26 protein-coding genes and 1 riboswitch are annotated in these 26,324 nt (G+C 71.8%); of the genes, 12 read left to right on the top strand and 14 right to left on the bottom strand.

Going from position 1 to position 26,324, the window contains the following annotated elements; genetic code table 11:
* The first annotated feature begins 100 nt into the window (after positions 1-100).
* Together ABGB10_RS02330 and ABGB10_RS02325 are read left to right on the top strand one after the other, a co-directional pair.
* Positions 101-616 carry a SigE family RNA polymerase sigma factor gene (locus ABGB10_RS02330; RefSeq protein ID WP_347659145.1) on the top strand — a complete coding sequence of 172 codons (516 nt, stop codon included), beginning with the start codon at positions 101-103 and terminating at the stop codon, positions 614-616.
* A complete protein-coding gene (locus tag ABGB10_RS02325) occupies positions 613-1,779 on the top strand; it encodes a hypothetical protein (RefSeq protein WP_347659144.1) in 1,167 nt (388 codons plus the stop codon). The genes ABGB10_RS02330 and ABGB10_RS02325 overlap by 4 nt, the downstream gene beginning before the upstream one ends.
* Positions 1,780-2,140: 361 nt before the next feature.
* Here the strand turns inward: ABGB10_RS02325 and ABGB10_RS02320 are convergent, their stop codons facing one another.
* Both ABGB10_RS02320 and ABGB10_RS02315 read right to left on the bottom strand, forming a co-directional pair.
* Positions 2,141-2,404: a hypothetical protein gene (locus tag ABGB10_RS02320; protein WP_347659143.1), complete on the bottom strand. Its 264-nt coding sequence runs from the start codon at positions 2,402-2,404 to the stop codon at positions 2,141-2,143.
* 139 nt (positions 2,405-2,543) lie between these two features.
* Positions 2,544-3,071: a MarR family winged helix-turn-helix transcriptional regulator gene (locus tag ABGB10_RS02315; RefSeq protein ID WP_347659142.1), complete on the bottom strand. Its 528-nt coding sequence runs from the start codon at positions 3,069-3,071 to the stop codon at positions 2,544-2,546.
* Between the two features lie 143 nt (positions 3,072-3,214).
* Here ABGB10_RS02315 and ABGB10_RS02310 point away from each other — a divergent pair, with 143 nt between their 5' ends.
* Positions 3,215-5,494 (top strand): LLM class flavin-dependent oxidoreductase, encoded by a 2,280-nt coding sequence (locus ABGB10_RS02310; protein ID WP_347659141.1) that lies wholly within the window; start codon positions 3,215-3,217, stop codon positions 5,492-5,494.
* Here ABGB10_RS02310 and ABGB10_RS02305 read toward each other — a convergent pair.
* On the bottom strand, positions 5,491-6,201 hold the full coding sequence (locus tag ABGB10_RS02305; RefSeq protein ID WP_347659140.1) for a DNA alkylation repair protein: 711 nt from the start codon (positions 6,199-6,201) through the stop codon (positions 5,491-5,493). The two genes, ABGB10_RS02310 and ABGB10_RS02305, sit on opposite strands and share 4 nt — an antisense overlap.
* A 191-nt stretch (positions 6,202-6,392) precedes the next feature.
* Between ABGB10_RS02305 and ABGB10_RS02300 the strand changes: the two genes are divergently transcribed.
* Both ABGB10_RS02300 and ABGB10_RS02295 read left to right on the top strand, forming a co-directional pair.
* Entirely contained in the window at positions 6,393-7,577 is a 1,185-nt protein-coding gene (locus tag ABGB10_RS02300; RefSeq protein ID WP_347659139.1) for an MFS transporter, read from the top strand.
* Positions 7,578-7,608: 31 nt separating this feature from the next.
* Complete coding sequence (locus tag ABGB10_RS02295; protein WP_347659138.1) at positions 7,609-8,226, top strand: VOC family protein; 618 nt, start codon at positions 7,609-7,611, stop codon at positions 8,224-8,226.
* Between the two features lie 75 nt (positions 8,227-8,301).
* Here the strand turns inward: ABGB10_RS02295 and ABGB10_RS02290 are convergent, their stop codons facing one another.
* On the bottom strand, positions 8,302-8,910 hold the full coding sequence (locus tag ABGB10_RS02290) for a TetR/AcrR family transcriptional regulator (protein ID WP_347659137.1): 609 nt from the start codon (positions 8,908-8,910) through the stop codon (positions 8,302-8,304).
* 91 nt (positions 8,911-9,001) lie between these two features.
* Here ABGB10_RS02290 and ABGB10_RS02285 point away from each other — a divergent pair, with 91 nt between their 5' ends.
* Positions 9,002-10,012 (top strand): aldo/keto reductase, encoded by a 1,011-nt coding sequence (locus ABGB10_RS02285; protein ID WP_347659136.1) that lies wholly within the window; start codon positions 9,002-9,004, stop codon positions 10,010-10,012.
* 32 nt (positions 10,013-10,044) lie between these two features.
* Here the strand turns inward: ABGB10_RS02285 and ABGB10_RS02280 are convergent, their stop codons facing one another.
* Positions 10,045-11,631: a helix-turn-helix transcriptional regulator gene (locus ABGB10_RS02280; protein WP_347659135.1), complete on the bottom strand. Its 1,587-nt coding sequence runs from the start codon at positions 11,629-11,631 to the stop codon at positions 10,045-10,047.
* Between the two features lie 199 nt (positions 11,632-11,830).
* On the opposite strand from ABGB10_RS02280, the gene ABGB10_RS02275 reads away from it, so the two are divergent.
* Together ABGB10_RS02275 and ABGB10_RS02270 are read left to right on the top strand one after the other, a co-directional pair.
* Positions 11,831-12,091, top strand: a complete 261-nt coding sequence (locus ABGB10_RS02275; protein ID WP_347659134.1) for a hypothetical protein — start codon at positions 11,831-11,833, stop codon at positions 12,089-12,091.
* Between the two features lie 13 nt (positions 12,092-12,104).
* Positions 12,105-13,238: a cupin domain-containing protein gene (locus tag ABGB10_RS02270; protein ID WP_347659133.1), complete on the top strand. Its 1,134-nt coding sequence runs from the start codon at positions 12,105-12,107 to the stop codon at positions 13,236-13,238.
* Positions 13,239-13,352: 114 nt separating this feature from the next.
* Here ABGB10_RS02270 and ABGB10_RS02265 read toward each other — a convergent pair whose 3' ends face one another.
* The 5 genes from ABGB10_RS02265 to ABGB10_RS02245 all read right to left on the bottom strand — a co-directional run bounded on the left by ABGB10_RS02265 (position 13,353) and on the right by ABGB10_RS02245 (position 19,541).
* Positions 13,353-14,825, bottom strand: a complete 1,473-nt coding sequence (locus ABGB10_RS02265) for a PepSY domain-containing protein (RefSeq protein WP_347659132.1) — start codon at positions 14,823-14,825, stop codon at positions 13,353-13,355.
* 156 nt (positions 14,826-14,981) lie between these two features.
* Positions 14,982-15,539, bottom strand: a complete 558-nt coding sequence (locus tag ABGB10_RS02260; RefSeq protein ID WP_347659234.1) for a copper resistance CopC family protein — start codon at positions 15,537-15,539, stop codon at positions 14,982-14,984.
* Positions 15,540-15,562: 23 nt separating this feature from the next.
* Complete coding sequence (locus ABGB10_RS02255; protein WP_347659131.1) at positions 15,563-16,801, bottom strand: Dyp-type peroxidase; 1,239 nt, start codon at positions 16,799-16,801, stop codon at positions 15,563-15,565.
* Positions 16,798-17,400, bottom strand: coding sequence for a copper chaperone PCu(A)C (locus tag ABGB10_RS02250; RefSeq protein ID WP_347659130.1), 603 nt, complete (start codon positions 17,398-17,400; stop codon positions 16,798-16,800). Before ABGB10_RS02250 ends, ABGB10_RS02255 begins: the two co-directional genes overlap by 4 nt.
* A 65-nt stretch (positions 17,401-17,465) precedes the next feature.
* On the bottom strand, positions 17,466-19,541 hold the full coding sequence (locus tag ABGB10_RS02245) for a copper resistance protein CopC (protein ID WP_347659129.1): 2,076 nt from the start codon (positions 19,539-19,541) through the stop codon (positions 17,466-17,468).
* A gap of 129 nt (positions 19,542-19,670) precedes the next feature.
* Positions 19,671-19,885, top strand: a riboswitch (cobalamin riboswitch).
* 119 nt (positions 19,886-20,004) lie between these two features.
* On the opposite strand from ABGB10_RS02245, the gene ABGB10_RS02240 reads away from it, so the two are divergent.
* Positions 20,005-20,517 (top strand): acyl-CoA thioesterase, encoded by a 513-nt coding sequence (locus tag ABGB10_RS02240; RefSeq protein WP_347659128.1) that lies wholly within the window; start codon positions 20,005-20,007, stop codon positions 20,515-20,517.
* A 170-nt stretch (positions 20,518-20,687) separates the two neighbouring features.
* On the top strand, positions 20,688-21,674 hold the full coding sequence (locus ABGB10_RS02235; RefSeq protein WP_347659127.1) for a zinc-dependent alcohol dehydrogenase family protein: 987 nt from the start codon (positions 20,688-20,690) through the stop codon (positions 21,672-21,674).
* A gap of 32 nt (positions 21,675-21,706) precedes the next feature.
* Here ABGB10_RS02235 and ABGB10_RS02230 read toward each other — a convergent pair whose 3' ends face one another.
* The gene (locus ABGB10_RS02230) at positions 21,707-21,988 is read right to left on the bottom strand and encodes a hypothetical protein (RefSeq protein WP_347659126.1); all 282 of its coding nucleotides are present in this window, start codon (positions 21,986-21,988) and stop codon (positions 21,707-21,709) included.
* 277 nt (positions 21,989-22,265) lie between these two features.
* Between ABGB10_RS02230 and ABGB10_RS02225 the strand changes: the two genes are divergently transcribed.
* The gene (locus ABGB10_RS02225) at positions 22,266-22,946 is read left to right on the top strand and encodes a hypothetical protein (protein ID WP_347659125.1); all 681 of its coding nucleotides are present in this window, start codon (positions 22,266-22,268) and stop codon (positions 22,944-22,946) included.
* A 109-nt stretch (positions 22,947-23,055) separates the two neighbouring features.
* Entirely contained in the window at positions 23,056-23,568 is a 513-nt protein-coding gene (locus ABGB10_RS02220) for a signal peptidase II (RefSeq protein WP_347659124.1), read from the top strand.
* On the opposite strand, the gene ABGB10_RS02215 is transcribed toward ABGB10_RS02220, so the two are convergent.
* From ABGB10_RS02215 to ABGB10_RS02205, 3 genes are read right to left on the bottom strand one after another with little or no spacing between them, the layout of a single operon-like run.
* Positions 23,557-24,159 carry an LUD domain-containing protein gene (locus ABGB10_RS02215; RefSeq protein WP_347659123.1) on the bottom strand — a complete coding sequence of 201 codons (603 nt, stop codon included), beginning with the start codon at positions 24,157-24,159 and terminating at the stop codon, positions 23,557-23,559. The two genes, ABGB10_RS02220 and ABGB10_RS02215, sit on opposite strands and share 12 nt — an antisense overlap.
* Positions 24,156-25,601 (bottom strand): LutB/LldF family L-lactate oxidation iron-sulfur protein, encoded by a 1,446-nt coding sequence (locus ABGB10_RS02210; protein ID WP_347659122.1) that lies wholly within the window; start codon positions 25,599-25,601, stop codon positions 24,156-24,158. Before ABGB10_RS02210 ends, ABGB10_RS02215 begins: the two co-directional genes overlap by 4 nt.
* Positions 25,598-26,308 carry a (Fe-S)-binding protein gene (locus tag ABGB10_RS02205; RefSeq protein ID WP_347659121.1) on the bottom strand — a complete coding sequence of 237 codons (711 nt, stop codon included), beginning with the start codon at positions 26,306-26,308 and terminating at the stop codon, positions 25,598-25,600. The genes ABGB10_RS02210 and ABGB10_RS02205 overlap by 4 nt, the downstream gene beginning before the upstream one ends.
* Positions 26,309-26,324 lie beyond the last annotated feature (16 nt).

Below are 26,324 nucleotides of genomic sequence, written 5' to 3'. Positions count from 1 at the left end.
GGCGGGGCCGTCCGTCGTTGGTCGTTGTCAGAACCTTCTCCGGCACGACGCAACCTGACGGTCATCCTGACCCGTCGAGGGTGCGGAGGAGGGAGCCTCGATGGCGGATGCCGAAGGTGAGTTCGTGGAGTACGTCTCCGCGCGACTGCCGAGCCTGCATCGGACCGCGTTCCTGATGTGCGGAGACGCCCATCTGGCCGACGACGTGGTGCAGCAGACGATAACCGCGTTGTACGTGAACTGGCGTCGGGTCAGCCGGGTCGACAACGTCGACGCGTACGTGCACCGGATGCTGGTCCACAAACTCGTCGACGAGAAGCGGTTGAGCTGGGCGAAGGTCCGACTCTTCGGGTCGGTGCCAGAACCGCCGCGGGTGCCTGTCACACCGCACGACGAGGTGGCCGAGCGGGACAGCGTGGTCACCGCGCTGGCCCGTCTTCCTCGCGGCCAGCGCACCGTACTGGTCCTGCGGTTCCTGTGCGACCTGTCGCTGGTCGAGACGGCAGCGGCGATGGGCTGTTCCGAAGGCAACGTGAAGTCGCAGACGGCTCGGGCGCTGGCGGCAGTCCGCCAGGTGCTCGACGTCACCGAGATGTCCGGGAGGGGTACGAGATGACGGTGGACGAGCAGCGGATCGCCACGCTGCTGCATTCGGCGTCGGTTCCCGAGCCACGGGTCGACGTGGCGCGGGCGATCCGCGACGGTAGGCGTCGCCGTCGACGCCGTCGCACCGGCGTGGTCGCCGCGGTGACCGCGCTGGCCGGGCTCGGCGTCGTGGGTGCCGTCGGGCTCGGCGGGGCCGCCAGGCCGCCGGCCCCGGACACGCCGTCCGTGGTGGCGGCACCGACCGCCGTCGCGTCGACCGCGACGGCCCCGCCGGTCACCTGCGAGGCGTCGTGGTTGCCGCAGCCGATCGGGGGGCCGGTCGCGGTGGCGAACGGCGTGGACCCCACCGGGCGGTACATCGTCGGCGACATCGGCACCGGGAACGAGGACGGCAGGGTCGTGCTCTGGACCGACGGTAAGGCGACGGTCCTGCCGGCCGGGGCGCGACACGCGGCGGCGGTCAACGCCCGGGGCGACGTGGTCGGCACCGGCGGCAACGGCATCGGCTGGGTCTACCGCGCCGGGAAACTGCGCTTCCTGGCCATTCCGCCCGGCTACGAGGCGGTTCTCGTGTACGCGCTCAATGGCCGGGGTGACATCGTCGGCACCGCCCGCGGAGCCCGCGATTCTCACCAGGCGGTGCTGTGGTCGGCGGACCGACCGCAGGAGTACCGGCTGGTCGGGCGGCCGGGATCCGCCGCGACCGCGATCACCGAGGACGGTTCCGTCGTCGGCGCGATGGGTGATCTGCCCTACCGCTGGACACCGGAGGGGACCGCGATCGCGCTGGCGGTGCCCTCCGGTGTCCCGTACGCCTCGGTGGAGGCGGCGCGCGGCGAGTGGGCGGTCGGCATGGCTCCCGGTGAGCGGCAGGGCGGTAGCGTGCGGATGCTCCCGGTGCGGTGGAACTTCACCACCGGGGTGGTGAGCCTGATGCCGTTCCCGAGTATCACCGGGGTCGCCGGCAGCGGTGAGGTGCTGGTCGACGACGGTGCGCCGCTGCTCGTCGCCCCGGACGGCACGTCCCGCCGGTTGCCGGGTAGGGCCGAGGTCCGGGCGACCGAGGCGGGCACCTACTCGGCCCATGGGATCAGCGACGACGCCATGACCGTGGTCGGTGCCGTCCACGAGAAGGAGGCGTACCGGCCCTTGGTGTGGCGCTGCCACCGCTAGCTTGGTTTTCAACCTGCTGGGCGGCGACCGTCGGTCACTTCCGTGGGGGGCGGATGCGACTGTGAGCGATATACCTCAGAGTCATAAATATTGACCCTGAGGTATATCGCTCAGCGGCACATCGACCTGGCGGGCCAGCCGAAGCGGATGGCTGGCGTCCTCGTCGGACCCGGCAGGCCACACGCCGGACGCACGCCCCCGTATGCCACGGCCCAGCCGAGCACTGCGTACGTCAGGCCGTGGCCGGCCCGGCCGACGATCGGTGTCGATGTCGTCGTGCCTCTGATCGTCGCGGCACCGGGGCGGGGCCGGCTCCCGCCGGCAGGGGAGGGTGCTCCCTCGCGGGAGGGACTGTCGGACCTCAGGTGGGTTGCCCCGAATCCCGTTCCCGCTCGTCGTCGGTGATCCCGGTGGCCTGGTCGTGGGCCCGACTCAGGATGGCCTCCGCCTCCTGCCGGGCGGCAGCCACGATCTCCTCGCATTCGCGCTTCGCTTCGGCGCGGTGGTCGCTGGCCGCGGCGACCGCGACTCCGGACCACAGGGCGGCCGGCCCGAGAGACGGCCCGACGCTCGCACCGACGCCGAGTCCGAAGAGGACGGCTGCGGTCTTGACTGGCTTTCGCATGGCACATCCTCGGGGCTGCGGGAAGGAGGGCTTCTCGTTCCAGCATGCTGAGCCGGTCAACCCGCGGTCATCGCCGAGGACCTCCCCGGGAGGATGTCCGGGGCGTTCGCTGCGGTGGCGGTCGTGCGGCGGCTCCGCGTTACCCGGCTGACTGCTCGTCCGGCGGAAGGACGCTGCGCACCGCGACGCAGGGGTCCGTCGCGGGCGCGGCGGCGTGGATCGCCTCGGCGGCGCGGGCGGCGAAGTCGCGAAAGGCGCCGCGCTGATCCTCGGGCAGCCCGCCCAGCACGTGGTCCTCGGCGTGCGCGACCCGCAGCTCGGCGTCGGCGAGCGCCGCACGCCCTTGGTCGGTGGCCACCACCCGGCGGGCGCGCCGATCCTGGGGGTCGAGCTTCCGTTCGATGAGACCGGCGTTCTCCAGGTCGTCGATCACGTACGTCAGAACGCTGCGGTCGATGGCCAGGCGGGTCGCCAGGGCGCCCTGCGTGGGCACGTCCTCGTGTACGACGACGGCCAGGATGTGGTAGCCCCGGCTGCCGTGCGGAAGGTCGTTCAACATCTCCTCGACGTACTCGTGCCAGCGGCGCAGCACCACCCCGAGGGACCAGCCGAAGGTCGAACCGCGCTTGCGGTCAGCCGGCAGTTCGCACGGGTCGGTGGCGGCCATGCACCGGACGCTAACAGGCGATGTGTTGATCGAAACGACGTTCCGAGTCGCCTGGAATGCGTGGGTGAGCAACTGCGTTGTGAGGCATACGATCTGCTGAACAGATCATATTTTGGCACCACGACCACGGAGATGCTGACGCAATGGCTGATTACGGTCACGAAATCCAGTTCGGGACGTTCCTGACACCCAGTGCCCAGGACCCGGATCACGTGGTGGCCCTCGCCGAGCTGACCGAGGCGGCCGGCCTGGACCTCACCACCTTCCAGGACCACCCGTACAACGCCGACTACCTCGACACCTGGACCCTGCTGAGCTGGGTCGCCGCCCGTACGGAACGGTTGCGGATCTCGGGAAACGTGCTCAGCCTCCCGCTGCGCCCGCCGGCCGTCCTGGCCAGGGCGGCGGCGAGCCTGGACCGGTTGTCCCACGGCCGGTTCGAGCTGGGCCTCGGCGCGGGCGCGTTCTGGGACGGGGTCGAGGGCATGGGCGCCCGCCGGCTGACGGCGGGGCAGGGCGTCGAGGCGCTGCGCGAGGCGATCGACGTCCTGCGCGGGGTCTGGGACGACGCCGCAGCCGGGCCGCTGCGCCACGACGGGAAGTACTACCCGATCCCCGGCATGCAGCGCGGCCCCGCGCCGGCACACGACATCGACATCTGGCTCGGCGCGTACCAGCCGAAGATGCTGGCGTTGACCGGTCAGAAGGCGAACGGCTGGCTGCCGACGCTGGAGTACCTACGGTCCCCGGACCGGGTGACGGCCAACCGACTCATCGACGAGGCGGCGGTCGCGGCAGGACGCGACCCACGGCAGATCCGGCGGCTCCTCAACCTGTTCAAGGTCGACGTGTCGTCGCGCAGTCGTGGCTTCCTCCAGGGGCCACCGGAGCAGTGGGTCGAGCAACTCCTCCCGCTGGTCGTCGAGGAGGGCTTCAGCACCTTCCTGGTCGGCCGCGACGACCCGCGACTGATCCAGACGCTCGGGCAGGAGATCGCCCCGGCGCTGCGGGAGGCGGTCGCCAAGGAGCGTGCGACGAGCGAACCGGACACCGGACGGGCCGGTGCGGTCGCCGCCCGGTCCGAGGGTCGCCCGGGTCCGGACCGCGAGGCGCTGCCGGCATCGCTGGCCGCCCGTGCCGTGCAGCCCGGGGACCGGGAGTACGAGGGTGCGCGCCACAGCTACAGCTGGCAGGGAGCACCAGCCCTGGTGCTCCGCCCGGAGACCTCCGCCGAGGTGGCCGAGGCCGTGTCGTATGCGCGAACCCAGGACGTCCCGTTGTCCGTGCGTAGTGGCGGGCACGGCATCAGCGGCCGGTCGACGAACGACGGCGGAATCGTCATCGACATGTCGAGGATGAACAGGGTCGAGGTGCTCGACCGGGCGACTCGGCGGATCCGGTTGGAGCCGGGCGCCCGGTGGGGGCACGTGGCCCAGACGCTCGCCCCGTACGGCCTGGCGATGAGTTCGGGCGACTATGGCGACGTGGGCGTCGGTGGTCTCGCCACCACCGCCGGGGTCGGCTACCTGACGCGCAAGCACGGTCTGACCATCGACCACGTCGTCGCCGCCGAGATCGTCACCGCGGACGGTCGCCTGCTCCGCGTGGACGAAGAGCATCACCCCGATCTGTTCTGGGCCATCCGTGGCGCCGGCGGCAACTTCGGCGTCGTCACCGCCCTCGAACTCGAGGCGTACGAGGTCGACAAGATCGTCTACGCCCAACTCGTCGTGGACGCGACCGACTCCGCGCACCTGCTCCACCGTTGGGGTCAACTCGTCGAGGACGCGCCGCGGGACCTGACGAGCTTCCTGTCGCTCTTCCCGGGCCGGCGGGGCAACCCGCCGATGGCCCAGGTCACCCTGGTCCACGCCGGTGACGACATCGAGGCGGCGCAGTCCGCCCTGAGCCCGTTCCTGGAGATCGGCCCGATTCTCGACCAACAGGCGCAGCTCGTGCCGTACCCGGCGATCGTCGTCCCGCCGGGCAACCAGCATCGAGGTCAGGGACTCCGGGACACCCGAAGCGGTCTGTCGCACCACATCACCCCGCAGGCGGCCGACCTGATGGCACAGATGATCAACTCCGGCGACGTGATGATCATGCAGCTTCGGTCCGTCGGCGCGGCGGTCAACGACGTCGCCCGAGACGCGACGGCCTACCCACACCGGGACCAGAACTTCTCGGTGATCGCCGCCACGGTCCCGGAGCGGAGGCCCCAACTCGACAAGCTCTGGGCCGAGCTGTACCCGCACCTCGACGGCCTGTATCTCAGCTTCGAGTCCGACACGGATCCGGCGCGACTGCTGGATGCCTGGCCCGAGCCCACCCTGAGTCGACTGCGCGCCATCAAGGCCACCTACGACCCGGAGAACGTCTTCAACCGGAACTTCCCGATCCCACCTGCCGAGCCAGCCGCCTAGAGCGCGCCGGACAGGTAGTCCCGACGTCGCTGCGGTTCGAACTTCTCGATCGCGTACCGCAGCATGACCCGGGGCATGACGCGGTAGCGGCGGAGCAGGAACTCCTCCTCCGCCGCTCGGTCACGATTGCCCACCTCGCGCAGCATCCAGCCCACCGCCTTCCGGACGAGGTCGTGCGGGTCGTGCAGGAGCTTGTCGCCGAGGCGGAAGGTCCACTCGTAGTCCCCAGCCTTGATGAAGGCGAAGGTCGCCATGATGGCGATGCGCCGGTCCCACACCAGGCTCGACTCGGCCAACCGATCCAGGACGCCGCGCTCCTTGTCGATCAGCCAGGGGCCGACGATGTACGGCGCGGACGAGTCCACCAGGTCCCAGTTGTTGAGGCGGCCGGTGTTGGCCAGGACGATGCGGAAGACCTCGCCGCGTTCCTGCTCGTCGCCCTTGGCGAACTTTCGCACCAGGATGAGCAGCGACGTCAGCCGCTCCTCGTGCACGTCACCGGTGAGCAGGTCCGTCGTCTCCACCAGAGAGAGGTCGCGCCAGTACCGGGCGGCCACCCTGCGTTGGTCCGGCACGGTGACACCGATGGCCCGGTCGCCCTCGCCGTACCCGCCGGGGACCATCTGCAGGAACCGGCTCGACGCCTCGGCGCGACGTGGGTCGGCGAGGCCGGCGAGGTCTCGACGGACGTCGACGCTGCTGGCCATGACGTGCAAGCTACCGCGACGGCCGGTCGCGACGGCGCCGCTCCCACGGCGAGCCGGTGGCCACGACGGAGGCCGGCAGACGGAGTCGCCCGTCGCGCCCGCATGTGACGGCGCAGAGCGGGTACGCGGCCGTCGCTCACCAACGGGACCTCCGGGTTCCACCGTCGTCAGCGCAGCCGAGGAGCACCGACATGCCCATCGCAGGGAGGGCCCGACTCTCGCCGAGCGTCTCCCTGGTCCTGCTGGCGTCGATTCTCGTGTCGTTCCTGGCCGCGTCGGCCGCGCCGACCCCGCTCTACGGCATCTACCAGGAACGCTGGCACTTCTCACCGGTCACGACGACCGTGGTGTTCGCCGTCTACGCGCTCGCGGTGCTGGCGTCGCTGCTCACGTTCGGCAAGTTGTCGGACCATGTGGGTCGCCGACCGGTCCTGGCCGTGGCGATCGCGGTGCAGATGCTCTCGCTTGTCGTCTTCATCTTCGCCAACGGCGTACCCACACTGCTGGCCGCCCGCCTGCTCCAGGGGCTCGCCGCCGGTGCCGCCACCGGCGCCGTCGGCGCCGGGATGCTCGACATCGACCGGGCCCGCGGGACGCTCGCGAACTCGATCGCCCCCGGCATCGGCACCGGGAGTGGCGCACTGCTCTCGGCGCTGCTCATCGACTTCCTGCCCGCCCCGACGCGGCTGGTGTACGTCGTCCTCCTCGTGATCCTCCTGGTCCAGATCGTCGGGGTGGCGCTGATGCCGGAGACGGTCACGCCGATGGCGGGAGCGCGACGAAGTCTGCGGCCCGAGATCACGCTGCCGCGCGCCGTACGCGGACCGCTGCTGGTCGTCGTTCCGGTGCTGTTCGCGGTCTGGGCGCTGGCCGGCTTCTTCGGGGCGCTCGGACCGGCGCTGGTGCGCAGCCTCATGAACACGTCGATCGTGGTCGGCGGCCTGGTCCTCTTCGTCTTCGCCCTCTTCGGGTCGATCGCCGTCCTGTTGATGCGCAACGCCGCCGCCCGGACGGTGATCGTGACCGGGATCGTCGCCCTCGTGCTGGGCATGATCGTCACCTTGGTGTCGGTCATGGCGGAGTCCGTCCCGGGATTCTTCGTCGGTCTCGCACTCGGCGGCATCGGCTTCGGTGGCGGCTTCCAGGGCAGCCTCAAGACGATCACACCCCTGGTGGAGGCACACGAGCGTGCCAGCGTGCTGTCGCTGCTCTACATCATCTGCTACATCGGGTTCGGCCTCCCGACGGTGATCGCCGGCTTCCTCGTGGTGTACGCGGGCGGCCTGCCACAGACCGCCGACGAGTACTCCGTCGCCGTCATCCTCCTCGCCCTGGTTGCCCTCTTCGGGGTGCGCCGGGCCACGAGGACCACCTAGCCAGCAGCACAGCGACCGGAAGGGGAACGAGATGAGCCCGAAGAGCGCCCAGGGCGAGGCGAGTATCGAGGACGTCGACGTCGGACTCGAGGTGATGGTCATCCCGGTGTCGGACGTCGACCGCGCGAAGGCGTTCTACGTGAGCCTGGGGTGGCGGCTCGACCAGACACCGCCCGGCATCGTCCAGTTGACGCCGCACGGATCCGGATGCTCCGTACAGTTCGGCCCGGGTCTCACTCCGGCGGCGCCCGGTTCGGCAATGGCGTACCTGGTCGTCTCCGACCTTGAGGCGGCCCGCAACGCCCTGGTCGCCGCCGGCGTCGAGGTGGGTGGGCTCTTCCACGTCAGCCCGGACGGACCGGTCGACGGGCTCGACCCCGAGCGGCGCAGCTACGTCTCGCGCGCAACGTTCCGCGACCCGGACGGCAACACCTGGCTCATGCAGGAGATCACGACCAGGCTGCCGGGGCGCATCGAGGGTGGGCTGACGTCGTTCGGATCAGCGAGCGACCTGGCGAGCGCCCTTCGACGCGCGGCCGCCGCGCACGGCAGGCACGAGGAGCGCACCGGCGAGCGGGACGAGAACTGGCCCGACTGGTACGCGACGTACATGGTCAGCGAGCAGTCGGGGGCCAAGCTGCCCGAGTGAGCCCCCGCGCCCTCTTCGTCGGTCGGCGCGATGCCGGTGAGTCGTTCCGATGAACGTCGCCTTCATGTCGGCCGGTCAGCGCAGCCCGCGGACGAGGTTGTCGACCAGGGTGCGGGCGAAGTCCTCGGTGAGCGGGAGGTCGGCGATGAGCAGTCGGTGGTAGCAGGCACCCCAGAGTTGGTCCACCACGGATTCCGGGTCGACGTCGGCGCGTAGCTGCCCACGGGCCATCGCCCGGGTGAGGGTTTCGACGGCGATGGCGCGGCGGGGCCACGAGTAGCGCTCCCGGTAGGCGGCGGCCAACTCCGGGTCGGTCTGCGCCTGCCCGATGAGTTGACTGATGATCCGTCCGGCGGCGGTGTCCCGGACGAGGTGGACGAAGGCGACGAGCTGATCGGTCAGGTCGGCGACGATGTCGCCGGTGTCCGGGAACGCCAGGGTGGGTGCGACGACGGTGAAGTAGCCGTCCAGGGCGAGCGCTCCCTTGGAGGGCCACCACTTGTAGATCGTCATCCGGCTGGCCCCGGCGATGGCCGCGACCTTCTCGATGGTGAAGCCGGCCATGCCCTCGGCCAGCAGAAGACCACCCGCGGCCGTGAGGATCTCGGTCCGCACCTGGTCTGCGGGCCGGCGGCCACGACCCCGGCGGGGTGGCGTGTTGGCGTCCGGGGTGAGCTGGGCCACTGGTCCTCCGGTTATATGGACAGGATGTCTTCATGCTGGTTATATGGACACAGCGTACACAGTGTGGCGACCACCGAAGGAGACGAGAGACATGGCGGGTCTACGACAGCGACGGTTGGGTGTCTCCGGGCCGGAGGTGTCGATCATCGGGCTCGGCGCGATGGGCATGTCGGACCTGTACGGGCCGGCAGACGAGGAGGAGGGCGTCGCCACACTTCACGCGGCGATCGACGCCGGTGTGAACCTCGTCGACACCGCGGACTTCTACGGGTCGGGTCACAACGAGATGCTGATCGGGCGGGTGCTGCGGGAACGTCGCCGCGACGAGGTGGTGCTCAGCGTGAAGTTCGGCGCGCGCAAGACGCCGCAGGGCGGGTTCCAGGCAGCACCGTACGACGTGTCGGCGGCGGCGGTGAAGGACCGGCTCGCGTACTCGCTGCGCCGGTTGGGCACCGACCACATCGACATCTACCGACCCTCACGGCTCAACCCGCAGGTGCCGATCGAGGAGACCGTGGGCGCGCTGCTCGAGATGCGGGAGGCCGGCTACATCCGGCACATCGGGCTCTCCGAGGTGGGCGCGGACAGCATCCGCCGAGCGGCGGCGGTGGCACCGATCAGCGACGTGCAGATCGAGTACTCGCTGCTGTCCCGTGGCCCCGAGGCCACGATCCTGCCGACACTGCGGGAGCTGGGCATCGGGTTGACCGCCTACGGGGTGCTGTCCCGAGGCCTGCTGAGCGGGCACTGGTCGGCCGAGCGTGAGCTGCCCGGCACGGACTTCCGGGCGAACAGCCCCCGGTTCCAGGGCGAGCACCTGGCCGCGAACCTGCGACTCGTGGACGCGCTCGGCCGGGTCGCGCAGCGGCTGGGGGCGACCACCAGTCAGGTGGCGATCGCCTGGGTGGCGGCGCAGGGCGAGCAGATCGTTCCACTGGTCGGGGCACGGCGGCGCGATCGGCTGGCCGAGTCGCTGGCCGCGGTCGACCTGGTGCTGGACCGGGACGTGTTGGACGAGATCGAGCGTGCCGTACCGGCCGGCGCGGCGTCCGGTCAGCGGTACGCGACCGCGATGATGTCCCTCCTCGACAGCGAGAAGTGACCCGACCAGCAGCCAGGTCCGTCCGCCGCTGATCACCGTCTGGTGCTGTCCCAGGCCCGCACCAGCTGCATCCGGTTGTGGATCCCCAGCTTGTGGTAGATCGATCGGAGCTGGGTGTCGACGGTGTGGAAGGAGACGAAGAGGCTCCTCGCCGCCTCCTTCTTCGTGGCGCCCGAGGCGAGCATCTCGGCCACCCGTTCCTCGGCCGGGGTGAGCGCCTCGATGCCCGTGCGCGGCGCCTCGTCACTCGACTGTCGGTGGCGCGGGGTGCCGGCGAGTTCGGCGCACCGGCGGTCGGCTGTCGACTGGTCACCCGGTGCGCCGATCCGGGCGTAGAGGGCCGCCGCCTCCTGCGCGGCGTCGCGTGCCTCCACGGACCGCAGCCCCGGGCTGTTCGCCACGTCGAGCAACGCGTCGGCAAGCGCCGGCCACGCGGCGGTGGTACGCAGCCCCACGACCGCCGACCGCAGTGCGTCGGGGTCACGATCGCGCAGCCCCCTGGCCTGGTCGGCCAGTGCCCGCCACAGCGGAACAGGGGTGCGGGTGGCGACCAACTCGACCAGTTCGGTGACCCGGCGGGCGGCCGGGGTGTCGCCGGCGGCCACCGCGGCGCGTACCAGCCGGGGGCCGAAGTGCGGCACGGGCAGGAGCGACCGCACCGACCGGTGCAGGTCGGCGACGACCCTGGTGAGCAGGTTCGCCGGCACGCTGAGGGCAGGGTCGCGCACGGCGGCACAGAAGGCGGGCGTCCACAGCGTGCTGTCGGGCCAGCGGCCCTCCGCGAGGCACGGGCGGAGGACCGCCCGGGCGTCGTCGTGCTCGCCGCGGCGGTAGCGAACCTCGCCGATCACCGCGACGAACAGGGCCCGCACCTCCGGGCTCAGGTCCGCCCGGCCTGAGCTGAGCGTGGTGACCGCGAGGGCGGCGGCCTCGGGCAGCTCTCCCACGGCGACCATCCGCAGGCAGTCCAACGCGGTCAGCCTGCTGCTGAGCCGGGCGTCGGGCGACCCGGTCCCGTCGGGCGCCTGGCGGGTAGCGGTCCGGGCGTCCTGGTGCCGGCCCAGGCCGAGCTGCACGAGGATTCGTTCGGCCCGGATGGACGGAGCGTCGTGTCGTGCCGCCGGGGATTCCGGGTCCAGGGCTGCCAGCACGGCGTGAGCCCCCGGCAGATCGCCGTGCGACAGCGAGCGAGCGGCCCGGCCGAGGGCGAGGTGGCGGGCTGACGAGTGGTCCCCCGACGCGGCGTGCGCGGTTCCCGCGTCGCGGAGCAGGGCGTCGGCGTCCGGATGGCCCACGCGGGCGGCGATCGCGGCGATCAGCGCGAGCAGGGTGCTGTGGCTGTGGGCGTCCAGCCGCTGGTCGAGCGCCTCGCGCAGACCGGCGAGGGCGACCGTGGGCTGCTCCAGCGCCGCGACCTGCGCGAGGTGACCGAGCAGATGGCCGCGGTGGCGCTGGCCGTGCCGGTTCGCGGCGATCTCCGCCGCCAGGACGGCGAGCGCTGCCGTCCCGCGTCCGGTGAGTCGGAGCTGATCCGCCGTGGCGGTCACCTGCTGGCGTCGTCGCTCCGCGTCGTCGTGGTCGGCCGGGAACGTGCCGGCGTCGAAGGATGATCCGGACAATGGCGTTCTCCCCGGTTGTTACCCGGCGCGTCGAATTGCCGTCCTGCGACCGAGCCTAGCCACGGCGGCAGGGCCGGGCGTCCAGATCGACGAACCGGCGGGACTGCGGTGATTCGCCCGCGGCGTCCGGGATCGGCCGTGCCGCAATGGCGCGATCACGTGATGCGACGACGACGTCCGGCCGCCGATCATCGAAGGCATGGCCCACTCGACCGAACTTCCCGGCCTGCACCGGCTCCGCGTCGTCCTGCTGATGTTCGTACTCCTTGCCAGCACCGGGGCCGGTGGTCACGCCCCGCTGTGGACCCGCCTGGTGCTGGTGGCGACCGCAGCGGCAATTCCGGTCGCGATCGCGGTCCAGCACGGCTGGACCGGGGTGCGTGCCCTGCTGGGGCTGTCGTCCCGGCTACGGCTGCGGGGCGGATCCGTTTCCGCGTCCGGTCCGATCCAACCCGAGTGAGGAGTCAGCGATCATGGCGAACAGCGATCCTCAGCCGCGGCGCGGCGATCAGGGCGGACCGCCCTTCGCAGGCCGCAACGTCGAACTCGAACGGCAGAACCCCGACCTGTTGGTGCCACCGACGACGGACAGCCGGCTGGTGCCCAATCTGAAGTTCTCGTTCTCCCAGGCGCACACCCGGGTGGAGAAGGGTGGCTGGACCCGTGAGGTCACCAACCGGGACCTGCCGGTCGCCAGCCAGCTGTCGGGTGTCCAGTTCGGTCTCGAACCGGGCGCGTACCGGGAGATCCACTGGCATCAGCAGTCGGAGTGGGCGTACGTGCTCAGCGGCAGTTGCCGGATCAGCGCGGTCGATCAGGAGGGGCGCAACTTCATCGAGGACGTCAAGGAGGGTGACCTGTGGTTCTTTCCGCAGGGTGTCCCGCACAACATCCAGGCGCTGGCGGACGGCTGCCAGTTCCTGCTGGTCTTCGACGACGGTGCGTTCTCGGAGAACAACACGTTCCTGCTCAGTGACTTCTTCGCCCACACGCCTCGGCACGTCCTGGCCAAGAACTTCGGCTGGACGATGGAGCAGATGGAGAACCTCCCGGAGCGGGAGAAGTACATCTTCCAGGGCGACGTCCCGCCACCCCTGCAACAGGACCGGGTGGTCAGCCCGACCGGCGACATCCCGCGAAGCTTCAAGCACCGGATGCTCGCGCAGACCCCGCAGCGTTTCCGGGGTGGGACGGTCCGGATCACCGACTCGACCAACTTCGCCGCGTCCGTGACCACCGCCGCGGCCTTGGTGGAGGTCGAGCCGGGAGGGATGCGCGAGCTGCACTGGCATCCCACCACCGACGAATGGCAGTACTACATCTCCGGCACCGGACGGATGGGTGTCTTCGCGTCGCAGGCCGCTGCCCGGACGTTCGACTTCCAGGCCGGCGACGTGGGTTACGTGCCCTTCGCGTACGGCCACTACATCGAGAACACCGGCGACGAGCCGTTGGTGCTCCTGGAGATGTTCCGGCACCCGCGGTTCGAGGACATCTCGGTGATGCAGTGGATGGCCAACACGCCCCACGAGATCATCGCGGACACGATCAACGTGCAGAAGTCCATCGTCGACGCGCTGCCGACCACCAAACAAACGGTGATCTGACCACGGTGGCCGGCTCTCGTGCGGCCGTCACCGCGTGCGCCCGTCCGGGCCTGACGAACTGGTCGGGTACGGCATCCGGCCGCCCGTCGTCGGACGGGCGGCCGGACCGGTGGGTCAGGAGCCGGCGGGTGCCGGAGACGTCGGCGCCTCGGCAGGTCGTCGGCGTCGGGACACCGCGCCGACGACGACGTCGATGACGAGGAAGGCCAGCAGGGTGAGCCCGAACAGCGGCAGCGCCCAGCCGACCGCCACGACCACCGGTACGCCGACGAGCAGAGCCCAGAGCGGCAGACCACGGACGCCACCACGGGCCGGCGGGGTGCCGACGAGGGCGCGTCGGTCGGTGCGGGTGGGCCGGCGTTGCCACCACATGCGGTAGCCCCAGACGATGACGCAGAGCAGCCCGAGGGCGAGCGCGGCGAGCAGGATCTGGTTGATCGGTCCGAAGAGGATCCCCATGTGGGCCTGGATGCCCAGGCCGCTGAGCTGGGCCAGCAGGGGCCAGTCGGCGAAGTCGCTGCGGGCGGTGATCGTACCCCCGGCGGGGTCGACGGCGACCCGGTCCTTCGCGACCGGCCAGGTGTTGTCGACCTGGGTGACGGTCCAGGCCGAGCCCGGCTCGGCCGCCGGGGCGATCTCGACCGGGCCGGACAGACCGGCCGCACGGGCGGCCGTCACCACCCGGTCGAAGGCCGCCGACTCGACCACCCCGCCCGCCCCGGAGGCGCCGTGGTGGCCGCCGCCGGTCTCGTCGGGGGCGACGGGATCGGCGAGGAGGCTGGTGGAGATCTCCGGGGTGCGGGCGTCGAGCGCGTCGAGGCCGGCGCTGAAGTTGGCCCCGGCGTAGCGGGACCAGGTCAGGCCGGTCGCCGAGAGGAAGAGCAGGCCGACGGTGAGCCAGATGCCGGTGGTGGCGTGCCAGCCCCGGGTGCGGCGCACACCCCTGCCGGCGGACAGGTCCGGCACGAGCAGGTGGCGGGCGGTGGCCCGGGCGGTGCCGCGGCGGCGCCACCAGAGGACGACCCCGCCGAGCGCGAGCACCCAGAGCCAACTCGCGGCCAGCTCGGAGTAGTTCTCGCCCACCACGCCGAGGTGCAGGTGGCGGTGCAGGTCGTCCAGCCAGGTGGTGGCCGGGGTGGAGCCGAACCAGGTGGTGAGCTGCCCCTGCGACTCGGCCGTGTACGGGTTGATGTAGACGGTGTGCTGGTTCTCGCCGAGTTCCGGCAGGGAGAACGTCACCCGGGTGGTCTGGTCCCCGTCGCCGGGCTGCACGGCGGTGATACTGCCCTCGGGGTGGGCGTTGCGGGCGGCCCCGACCTGCTCGGCCAGGGACAGCGGACGGTCACCCACCTGCGCGACGGTCAACTGGTCGCCGTAGAGGACCTGGTCGAGCTGCGGGGTGACGGTGAAGGCCAGCCCGGTCAGGGCGGCTGTCACCAGGAACGGAGCGACGAGGATGCCGGCGTAGAAGTGCAGCCGGAGCAGCAGCGCGCCGAACGGCGACGCGCGCCGGGCCGGTCGGCCCGGGGGTTCGGCGCTTGTGGAGGGTTCCGGCGTCGCCGCGCCGGACAGCTCGGTGAGAGACATGGTGATCCGATCGGGATAGTCGGGATACCCCCGAGGGTGTCTCCCGTACTGACGTGGTCGCCCGGTGTGGTGTCGCGTCGTTCCGGCCCTGAGGGGTAGTCGGACAGCGGGACCCATGGGTTCCCACGGATGGTCAGGTGCGGGCAGCCGGTCGGATCAGCGGCGGGACGTCCGCCGCCACAACAGCACCGCCGCCACCGCGACGAGGGCGGCCAGCGTGGCACCCGCTCCGAGTACGCCGGCACCCGGGCCGCCGTCGGGCTCGACGGCGGCGGCCGGCACGGCCGACGTGGCGGCTCCGGCAACCGGCGTGGCCTTGGACGTGGGGTCGGCCACCGTGAACGGGTACGACCCCTGCACCGGGTGCCCGTCGGCGGAGACCACCCGGTAGGCGACCGTGTACGTCCCGTTCGGCAGGGTGTCGGTCACCTGGACCGTGCTCTTCGCCCCGGCGACCACCGGCTCGCCCGTGACGACCTTCCGCTTGGCGGCATCGGTGAGCACGATGGTGGTGAACGTCGGGTCGAGCCGCTGCATGAATTCGAGCACGATCTCCGTTGGTGCGCTGGAGACCGTCGACTGCTGGATCGGCGTTGCCGACCGCAGCGTGTTGTGCGCCCACGCCGGGGTGGCCGGAATGAGCAGCGCGACGAGGACGGCGAGCGCCGCCGCGCCGAGTCGGACGACGCTGCGGCGGGACGGCGGTACGGGCATGACGACACTCCGGTTGGTGTGCCTCATCCGAGCACCTGCTCGCCGACCCATCCGCCCGGTCGACAGCCGGGTGGGATGGCGAAGACGGCGGACCCGATCGGGGTGGTCCATTCGTTGAGCAGGTCCCGGTCGGCCAGCCGGCGTTGGATCGGCAGGAACTGCCGGGCGATGTCCGCCTGGTACGAGGTGAAGATCAACCCGCTGTCGGCGTGCCCCTCCGCGGTCGGCGCGCCGTCGTAGTTGTAGGGCCGACGCAGGATCTTCAGCCGGTCGTCGGTGACGTGCGCACGGGTCAGGTGGGAGAAGTCGGGGATGACGGTGAGCCCGTCCGGCCCGGTGGCGGCGAAGTCGGGCTCGTCGTGTTCGGCGTTGCCGGTGAGCGGGGCGCCGGTGTCGAGCCGCCGGCCGACGGCGAGCTCCCGGTCGGTGCGGCCGAGCAGGTCCCAGGTCTCCATGTTCATGCTGATGCGGCGTACGACGAGGGTGGTGCTGTCGCGCAGCCACGCGGGTCCGTCCGGCACCCAGACGGCGGAGTCCATCGGCAGCCCTGGCCGGGGGTTGGCGGTGCCGTCGAGCTGACCGAACAGGTTGCGTTGGGTGTGGCCGCCCGGCTCGACGCCGGGACTGCGTCGGAAGCCCTGCTGGACCCACCGGACGGTGGCGAACGGCCGGCTGTCCTTGATCAGGACCCGTTGGGCGTGGGCGACGCTGATCGGGTCGTCGGCGCAGATCTGGAGCAGCAGGTCGCCACCCGACCAGGCCGGCTGCAGCCGGTCGACGCGGAACGCGGGCAGGTCGACGACCGAGGCCGGCCGCCGGTCGTCGACGCGGGCGGCACGGTAGAGGCCGGGGCCGAAGCCGAAGGTCACGGTGAGGCGTGCGGGCAGCAGCCCGAGTTCGGCCTCGGTGTCGGCCAGGGCCGGCTTGCCCTGGGTGAGGCGGGCGGCGTCGTCGGTGAGCAGCCGCAGCATCCGACCCAACGCGGCCCGGTCGGAGCCGGCCCGCAGCGTGAGCGCCACGAAGGCCGCATGGGCCTGCGGTTCGGTGGCCACGCCGGCCTGTCGGACGCCGTGGAACGGCTCGACCAGTGCGCCGACGCTCGCCACCGGCGTGGCGTCGGCGGCGGCCTGTGGTTGCCCGCTGTCGACGCCACGGGTCACGGCGATGGTGGCCCCGCCGGCGAGGGCCCCGCCGGCGGCCAGTGCCCCACCGGCGAGCAGGCCACGCCTGCTCAGCGGCCGGGCAGGGGGCGTCCCGGTCACGATGCCGGGCTCATGCTCATCTCCGGCGTGACGCTCATGCCGGGCATGGGCTGGCCGTGCCCGGGGGCGTAGCTCTCCTGCGCGCCGGTGAACGGCTTGGCCACTGCGGTGAACTGCTGGGTCCTGCCGTCGGCGAAGCTGAGAGTGAAGGTCAACTCGTCCCCGGCCTGCACGGGCTTGGCCAGGTTCATCAGCATCAGGTGGTCACCGCCGGGCTCCAGCGCGTGCGTGCTCCCGGCCTTGATCACGATGCCGCCCTGCTTGGCCTGCATGACCATCTTGCCGTCCTTCATGGTCATCTCGTGCAGCTCCATCGGCGACACCGAGGTCGCGGCGCTGGTCACCGTGACATCGCTGTCGCCGTCGTTGACCAGGGTCCCGAAGGCCGCCGTCATCCCCCTGTCGGCGGCCTTCACCCACGGGTCACGAATGCCGAGCACCCCGGCGTCCGGTTTGGCCGAGGTCGACACGGACGGACTCGCCTGCCCGGTCGACGGAGAGTCGGACGATCCGCATCCGGCGGCGCCCACCGCGAGGATCGCGGCGGCGAGGACGGCGGCCGAGCGGCGGCGCGGACCGAGCGGGCTGGTGCTGAGCATGTGTTCTTCCTCCGATGATTGCTGCTGGCTGGTTGGTCGGCCGCAGCAGGGAGAAAGTTCCGGGCTCAGGGCACGTTGATCGTGTACTCGGCGGTGTGCACCTTCCCCTCCACCTGGAAGTCGAAGAAGGCCCGGTACCGGCCCGAGCTGGGCGCGGTCAGCCAGAACTGGACAGCTCCGTCGACCAGTTCCTGCTCGGGGTGGACGTGCACGTAGCCGAGGTCGCCCTCACGGACGACGACCAGGTGCCCGTACGCGCCCAGGTAGCGCTCCAACTGCACGGGCGCCGTCGAGCCGGCGCGCTGGACCTGGAACTGCATCGGCGCCGTCACTCCCACGGTCGGGGTGCCGCCCATCGACACCGCGTACGGTCCGGCCGTCGCCTGTGCCTGCGCGGGCGGCAGCGCGGCGGGGGTGTGTGCCCCGGGCACGGTGTGGTCGACGCCCAGCACGAGAGGCAACTGCGCGCCGTTGGCCGCGGTGACGGAGAAGTCGGCGTAGACGCGGTAGCCGCCGGGTTGGGCCAGCGTCAGGGGGACGCTCCAGGTGCCGTCGGGGGCCATCGTCGGGTGCACGTGCTGGTAGCCGGTCAGGTCGCGGCCGACCACGATCATGTGCAACGGCTTGTCGTGTACGACCGCGAAGCGGGTCGCCGGCTGCCGGTCGGTCCCGACGATCCGGAAGCGGTAGTCGGCGCGTACCCCGGCGGGTTGGGACCGCTCCAGCGGTTGCAGGGTGTACCCACCGGCGCTGACCGTCGTGCCGGTCGCCAGCGTCTCGCCCGCCGCGCCGTCACCGCGATGCGTGTGCGGCCCGGTGCCCGCCGGGTGTTGGTGCCCGTCGGTCGCGGACGCCGCCTGCCCCGAGTCGGGCGGACCGCCCGACGGCTGTCGGGCGGTGGTCGCCGGGCTCTGGTCGCCGGTGCCGATGCGGGCCAGCCCGAACCCGGCAAGCAGCGCGATCACCAGCCCGCCGACGAGCAGCGCCAGGTGGCCGTTGCTCAGCCGCGACCCGGGTGTCACGGCGGTGAGGTCCGTGTCGGGCCGTGCTCTGGGGTCGACAGTCGACTCGTCGTCAGCGGTGGCGGTGGCCTTCGCCTCCTGATCGGTAGGCGTCGGATCGGCCGCGACGCCCGCGCGGGCCGTGACGACCGCGGTGCCCGTGCGCGCCGCCGGCACGGTGACGGGTCGCCGCTTACCGCCCGTGGGCTGCGCACCGACGCCGCTCGCCACGCCGGCACTGCCCGCGGAGGTCTTGCCCGCAGCCGTCTTTCCCGCGACGGCCCTGCCCCCGCTGGTCTTGCCGGCGGCGGCCTTGTTCGTGGTACGGGCACCGCCGCCGCGTCGACCGGAGGTCGCCGGCGAGGTGCGGCCCCGGCCGGTGGGTTGGCCGGTGGACCCCGTCCGCCGACGCCAGACGACGAATCCGGCCACCGCCACGGCCGCCGCGACCGCCACCGCCCAGCCGACCCAGGCCGGTGCTCCGGAGCCGCCCTCGTCGGTCGACCCGGTCGGCGGGGCCGCCGCGGCCCCGGACGGCGGGGTCACCGGCTGCGCCGAGGTGGTCGGCACCGCCGACGCCTGCCCGGACGACCCGTGCTGCTCGCTGGCGGCCACCAACGCCGGGTCCGGCTGGGTCGTCGGTGGGCTCCACCCCTTGGGTGCCGCCGTCACCCGCCCGTTGTAGCGGAAGGTCAGCGTGCCCCGCACGGTGTCGCCGTCCGAGGCGACCGACAGGTAGCTCACCGAGTACTGGCCCTTGGCCGGCAGGTGGGTGACGGCCACCGCCGCAGGGAACCCGGTGGTGTACTCACGTGGCTCGAACTGCCCGTTGACCAGGAAGTACTCCCGTACCGGCTGGTCCAGCGGCTTCGGCTCCCCGTACGACCAGCCGTTGTCGACGCGGACGCCGCCCGGAGCGGTGACCGTGAAGAACGCGTTGGGCGCGGCCTTCTCGGTGAAGAAGAGCTGCACCGACGTCAACGGCTCGCTCACCGTGGCGCCACCCGCCGGCGTGGACATGGCGAGAGTCCCGTGAGCCGCGGCGGGTTGGGCGGACGCGAGGAGAGCGACCGCCGAGGCGAGGAGGAGCGCGAGGACGCCCGAGAGCACCCGCCCCGGAGTCTGAGGGAGACGACGCATCTGAATATCCTGACCGGAGTGAGGCTTTTTTCAAGAGCTGGCGATCTTTTTCCTCACATGGCAAAAGCCGACGATGCCGCGCCGCTGTCTCCGCACCGTGCCCCCGGTGCCGCGACTTCCCTGGCCAGCTATGCTGCGGGCGGCGCTGGTTCGCCCCGTCGTGACCGGCAGGGCGTCGTAAGAGGGAACCCGGTGGAAGTCCGGGACTGCCCCGCAGCGGTGAGTGGGAACGAACGCCGTCATCAGCACTGGGCCGTCGGCCTGGGAAGCGACGGCCGGTAGGAGACCGGCACGACCGGTCAGGCCCGCGAGTCCGAAGACCTGCCTGCGCTGCGCACACGACCGTGTGCGCCGCCGTCGGCCTCGCGGGTGGGCTCAGCGGGTGACGTGCCGTACGTCGGCGCGTCCTCGTCAGCGTGTCCGCGTTCCGGTGGTGTGGTTTCCCGAGGGACGGACTACCGCTGTGCACGACACCGCCACGATCGCCGGCCGCGCGCCGTCGGCGTCGCACCTGACCCTGTCGCAGATCATGGACCAGCACCACACCAACCTGATGGGTACGGTGCACGGCGGCCGGATCCTCAACCTCATCGACTCCGTCGCCGGTGTGGTCGCCGCCCGGCACTCCGACGGGCCGGCGGTGACCGCCGCGATCGACGAGACCGCCTTCCTGCGCGCGGTACGGGTCGGCGACGTCGTCCACGTCGACGCCCGGATCACCTGGGCCGGACGCAGCTCGATGGAGGTCGCGGTCAAGGTCACCGCCGACCGGTGGGACCGGGCGGTGCCGCCCACCGACGTGGCCACCGCCCACCTGGTCATGGTCGCCGTCGACGACGACGGCCAGCCTCGTACGGTGCCGCCGCTGCTACCGGAGACCGACGGGGACCGGCGTCGGTACCGGGAGGCGGAGATCCGCCGCGAACACCGGTTGGCCCTGCGGCGGGCGCTGCTCGACGGCGCCGAGGACGGCTGAGAGCCGCTCGGGCTGTCCGTCGCGACGTTCCCCGGGTGGCTCGCCGCGATCGTCGCTCGTCCGGCCGGGCGCGCCGGATGCGGACGCAGGACAACCCGGATGTCGCCCGGCCGGCAACCCAATTGGATAGCGTCCAGGTGATGTCTAGATCACGGAGGGTGTGAACCGTCATGCGCGCTGCGGTGCTGCGGGAGTTCGACAGTCCACTGATGGTGGAGGACGTCGATCAACCCGCTCCCGGGGCGGGGCAGGTGCTGGTGCGCGTCATCGCCAGCGGGGTCAATCCACTCGACACGAAGATCCAGGCAGGAAAGGCCGCGCACGCGCGCGTCCAGCCGCCCGCGGTGCTCGGACTGGACCTGGCCGGCGTCGTCGCCGCGGTCGGCGCGGAGGTGGCCGGGTTCGCGCCGGGAGACGAGGTGTACGGGCTGTGCGGGGGAGTGGGCGACCTGCAGGGGTCGCTGGCCGAGTACGCCGCCGTGGACGCCCGGTTGCTGGCCGGCAAGCCGAGCAGCCTCTCGATGCGAGAGGCCGCCGCACTGCCCCTGGCGGCGGTCACCTCGTGGGAAGGGCTGGTCGACCGCGCCGGGGTCCGCGCCGGGCAGAAGGTGCTGGTGCACGGCGGTGCCGGCGGTGTCGGACACGTGGGTGTGCAACTCGCCCAGGCAAGGGGCGCCGAGGCGTACGCCACGGGAGGCCCGGCGAGCGTACGGGTGATCGAGAGCCTGGGTGCCGTGCCGATCGACTACACCTCGACCAGCGTCGAGGAGTACGTCGAGAGGCACACCGGTGGCGAGGGGTTCGACATCGTCGTCGACAACGTCGGTGGCGCGACGCTCGACGCGTCGTTCGCGGCGGTACGCACCTATCACGGGCACGTCGTCAGCGCGCTGGGCTGGGGGTCGCACTCGCTCGCCCCGCTGTCGTTCCGTGGCGCGACCTACTCCGGCGTGTTCACTTTGCTGCCGATGCTCACCGGACGGGGCCGCGAACACCACGGCGACATCCTGCGCGAGATCGCGACGCTGGCCGATGCCGGTGCCCTGCGCCCGCGACTGGATCCACGCACGTTCACGCTCGACACGGTCATGGACGCCCACCGGCTGGTCGCCGACGGCACCGCCGAGGGCAAGGTCATCGTGGACGTCGCCGACTGAGCGGGGAACGGTCCGCTGCGTTGGCCGGGTCGTCAGGTCCGCGCCGGTGACCTGCTGTCCAGGTCGACGATCCGGTCCGCCCAACGGTCCAGCAGGGTCTGGTCGTGGCTGATGACCAGGACGCCGGCCCGTTGGGTCCGCTGGTAGTCGCGGATGGCGGAACCCGCGCCCGGCTTCCAGCCAGCCGCGTCGAGCAGCGCGCTCGCCGCCGTCGGCTCGGCGGTCGGCGCGCCGACAGTCGAGGGCTCGGCGAACTCGCCGCCGGCTGAACTGTCCGGGGTCGCCGGGGCCGAGCAGGCGACGAGGACGAGCATCCCGGGCTGCTGCGGTCGACGCCACGAGGCGCCGGAAGGTCGGACGGATACCAGTTGTCTGCGTCATGAACAGGGAGTCCTACGTCCGGCCCGTGGCACCGCCCGCGCATCCGCACCGGCCAACGGATTGATCAACGAACTGTTCATGTCGCTGTTTTGTCCCACACACCGGCCCGGACCTGCGCGTTTCCCGGCAGTCAGCAGGGTGGTCGCGAATCGTGTCAGCACAATCCTGGAGCTCTCCTTGTCCCTGCTTCGACGTCGACGACGAAGCGCGGTGACGGTGACTCCGCTGACGGTCGTCGCCGTCGCGGCGGCCGTCCTGGCGCTGCCGTCCCCGGCGGCGGCGCACCCGTTCGGTGACCCGCAGACCGTGTCCATCACGCTCGACGAGCAGCGGCCCGACGTCGTGCGGGTGCGCTGGCGGGTCGGCGGCCCCGACGACCTGACACTGCTCGGAGTCTCCCTCGGCCTGCTGCCGACCGACCGCGTCCTGCTCGACGGCGCGGTCGACTACCGGACGACCGATCCCGCCGTCATCGCGGCGTCCGAGCAGTTCCCCGCGTACCTGCTCAGGCAGATCACCGTGGCCGACGGGGCGCGGCCCTGCCTCGGCGCTGTCGCGCCGCTGAAGGCCCTGGCGAGGACCGGTGCGACCATCGACTACACCTGCCCGGGGCCGGTCGGCACGGTCACCGTCGCGGTGCGGATGCTCACCGACCTCAACCCCGCCTACCGGGCGATGGCGACCGGCCCCGGCGGGCAACGCGCGGTGTACGGCTCCGGCGAGGACTCTCACGACTGGACGCTCGCCGGTGCTGCGCCGGCCGTCGGCAGCACCAACCGTGGCCGCAGTGCCGCCGTCCAACTCGCCGCCGTCGTCGGGGGTGCGCTGCTGGTCGCGGTCGGGGCCCTGCTGGTGTCGCGCCGACTGCGCCGACGGCGAGTCGTGGCATGACCGCGACCACAGTCCTCTCCGCGTCCCTCTCGGACGCCGGGTCGTCCTCTCCGACAGGACGGCTCGCCGCCGGTGGTGACGGTCGCGCTCGACCGGCTAGGGTTCCGGGGTGTTTCGCGCCGTCGTGTTGATCGCTGCTGTGGTGCTCGCCTCGGATCAGGCCACGAAGTACTGGGCCGAGTCCGCACTGTCGGACGGGCAGGCCATCTCCCTCGTCGGTGACCTGCTGCAACTGCGGCTCGTCTACAACCCGGGCGCCGCCTTCTCGATCGGTGCCGCGTACACCTGGATCTTCGCGGTCTTCGCGGCGGCGGCCGTGGTCGCGGTGACGGTCGTGGCGCGGCGGGTCACGTCGCGTCCGTGGGCGGTGGCGCTGGGGCTGGTGCTCGGCGGTGCGACGACGCACCTGCTGGACCGCCTCTTCCGCGAGCCGGGGTTCGCGCGCGGGCACGTGGTGGACTTCATCGACTACGCCGGGTTCTTCGTCGGCAACGTCGCGGACATCGCGCTGGTGGTCGGCGTGGGCATCGTGATGCTGCTCAACCTGCGCGGCGTTCCGCTGCGGGAGACGACCGCACCGGGCGAGACCCGCGATGACGAGCAGGTGCCGTCAGGCTCCTGAACCGACCAGCACGACCTCCAGTCGGCGTGGACCGTGCACGCCCTCGACCCGGTTGAGTTCGATGTCGCTGGTAGCGGACGGGCCCGAGATCCAGGTCAGCGGCGCACGCGCGTCCAGCCGGGCCAACGCCTCCGGCAGCAGGCCGACCACCTGGTCGGCGCGGACGACGCAGATGTGCCGGTCAGGCACCAGGGTGAGCGCCCGCCGGCCCTGCGCCGGGCCGGCGTCGAGGACGATGGTGCCCGTGTCGGCGATCGCCACGGCGCAGCCGGTCAGGACCGCGTCCGTCGCGTCCAGCGCGGCCGGTGACAGCGGGGGAGCGTCGGGGCACACCTGTCCGGCGTAGCCGGCCAGCCAGTCGGCGGGGACGTCGGTGGGGACGGCGAGTCGGTCCACCTGAGCCAGCAGCCCCGGCAGGGCGTCGATGCCGTGGTGGACGACCGCCCGGTAGTCCTCCAACCGGTCGACGAGCACCGCGACCAGGTCGGAGCGGTCGTCGACGCGCCGGTACCGGCGGGGCACCGGCACCGGCGGCGGGTCGTCGGCCAGGGCCGTGCGGAGCCGCGCCAGGATCTCGTCACGTGCGGTCACTGCTGGTTCCACCATTCACGGAAGGTCTGCGCCGCGGGCAGCGGCACGTCCCGGGACCGGGTCCACGCCGAGGCGGGCCAGGGCAGTTTACGCAGCGTACGGGCACCGGTGCGCCGCTCGCGATACGCGCCGAGCGGTCCCGCGCCGGTCCGGGCCAGGCGCAGGGCGGCGGCCCAACGCCGAGGGCTGCGCATCACCCAGGACAGGACGCGCATGGCGGCTCGTTCCGCCGGTGGGTGCGGTGCCTCCTGCCGGAGGTGGACCAGGATCTCCGGAATGTTGATCTTCACCGGGCACACGTCGTAGCAGGCGCCGCAGAGGGTCGACGCGTACGGCAGGGAGGCGTTGTCTGCCACACCGGTCAGTTGCGGCGACAGGATCGCGCCGATCGGCCCCGGATACACCGACCCGTACGCGTGCCCGCCGGCCCGCTCGTACACCGGGCAGACGTTGAGGCACGCGGAGCAGCGGATGCAGGACAACGCCGGCCTCCCGACCGGGTCGGCCAGCACCGCGGACCGGCCATTGTCGACCAGCACGACGTGCATCGACTGCGGACCGTCACCCGGGGTGACGCCGGTCCACATCGAGGTGTACGGGTTCATCCGCTCGCCGGTCGACGATCGCGGCAGCAGTTGCAGGAAGACCTCCAGGTCGCTGAAGGTCGGCAGCAGCTTCTCGACGCCGACGACGCTGATCAGCGTCTCCGGGAGGGTGAGGCACATCCGCCCGTTCCCCTCGGACTCCACGACGACGAGGGTGCCGGTGTCGGCGACGGCGAAGTTGGCGCCGGACACGGCGACCCGGGCCGCGAGGAAACGCCGTCGCAGGTGGGCGCGGGCCGCCTCGGCCAGCGCGGACGGCTCGTCACTGAGGTCGGCAGGCACGTCCGGCATCCGCCGCTGGAAGATCTCCCGGATCTGTGCCCGGTTGTAGTGGATCGCCGGCACCAGGATGTGCGAGGGGGTGTCGTCGCCGAGCTGCACGATCAGCTCCGCGAGGTCGGTCTCGTACGCGGCGATCCCGGCCGCCTCCAGGGCCTCGTTCAGCTCGATCTCCTGGGTGGCCATCGACTTGACCTTCACGACCTCGTCGGCCCCGGCGGCCCGGGTCAGCTCGACCACGATCCGGCATGCCTCGGCCGCGTCCCGAGCCCAGTGCACGGTGGCACCGGCGGCGGTGGCGGACGCCTCGAACTGCTCCAGCAGCTCCGGCAACCGGCGTTGGACGTCCGCCTTGATCGCGGAGCCGGCGTCGCGCAGGTCCTCCCAGTCGGGCACCTCGTCGACGACCAGGGCTCGTTTGGCCCGGATGGTGCGGGTGGCCCGGTGCAGGTTGGCCCGGAGTTGTGTGTCGGCGACGGCCGGCTTGGCGGCGGTGGGGAACGGCAGTGGCGTGCGGATGCGTCCGCCGCCGGTGGCCGGTGCGCCCGGAGGGTTCATGAGGTGGCCCCCGTCGCGGCGAGGATCTCCGCGTAGTGCACGGCCCGCACCCCGGACCGTTGGCGGTCCAGACCGCCTCCGATATGGGCCAGGCAGGAGTTGTCGGCGGCGGCGAGCACCCGAGCACCGGTCTCACCGACCCGGGCGCACTTGTCGGTGAGCATCGCGGTGGAGACGTCCGGGTTCTTCAGGGCGAACGTGCCACCGAAGCCACAGCACTCCTCGGCGTCGCCCAGCTCGACGAGGTCGATCCCACGTACCTGGCGCAGCAGTTTCAGCGGCCGGTCGCCCAACCGCAGCATTCTCAGGCCGTGGCAGGTGGGGTGGTAGGTGACCGTCTCCGGGAACTCCGCGCCGACGTCGGTGACGCCGAGGACGTCGACGAGCAGCTCGGACAGCTCGTAGGTGCGGGCGGCCACCGACGCGGCGGGTGGGTGCAGGCGCGGGTACTGGTCGCGGATCATCGCGGTGCACGACCCGGACGGCGTGACGACGGCGTCGTAGCCGTCGAAGACGTCGACGTAGTGGCGCACCATCGGCATGGCCTCGGCCCGGTAGCCGGTGTTGGCGTGCATCTGCCCGCAACAGGTCTGCCGGTCGGGGAAGTCGACGGTGTGGCCGAGCCGCCGCAGGATTCGGGTGACCGCGATGCCGGTGGCCGGGAACGCGAGGTCGTTGACGCAGGTGATGAAGAGGGCTATGCGCACGGCGGCTCCTCGGACG

It is taken from the genome of Micromonospora sp. B9E7 (genome assembly GCF_039871815.1).
GTDB lineage: Bacteria > Actinomycetota > Actinomycetes > Mycobacteriales > Micromonosporaceae > Micromonospora.
Note: the sequence above shows the minus strand (reverse complement) of the source record. Positions and strands in the feature narration are given on the sequence as shown.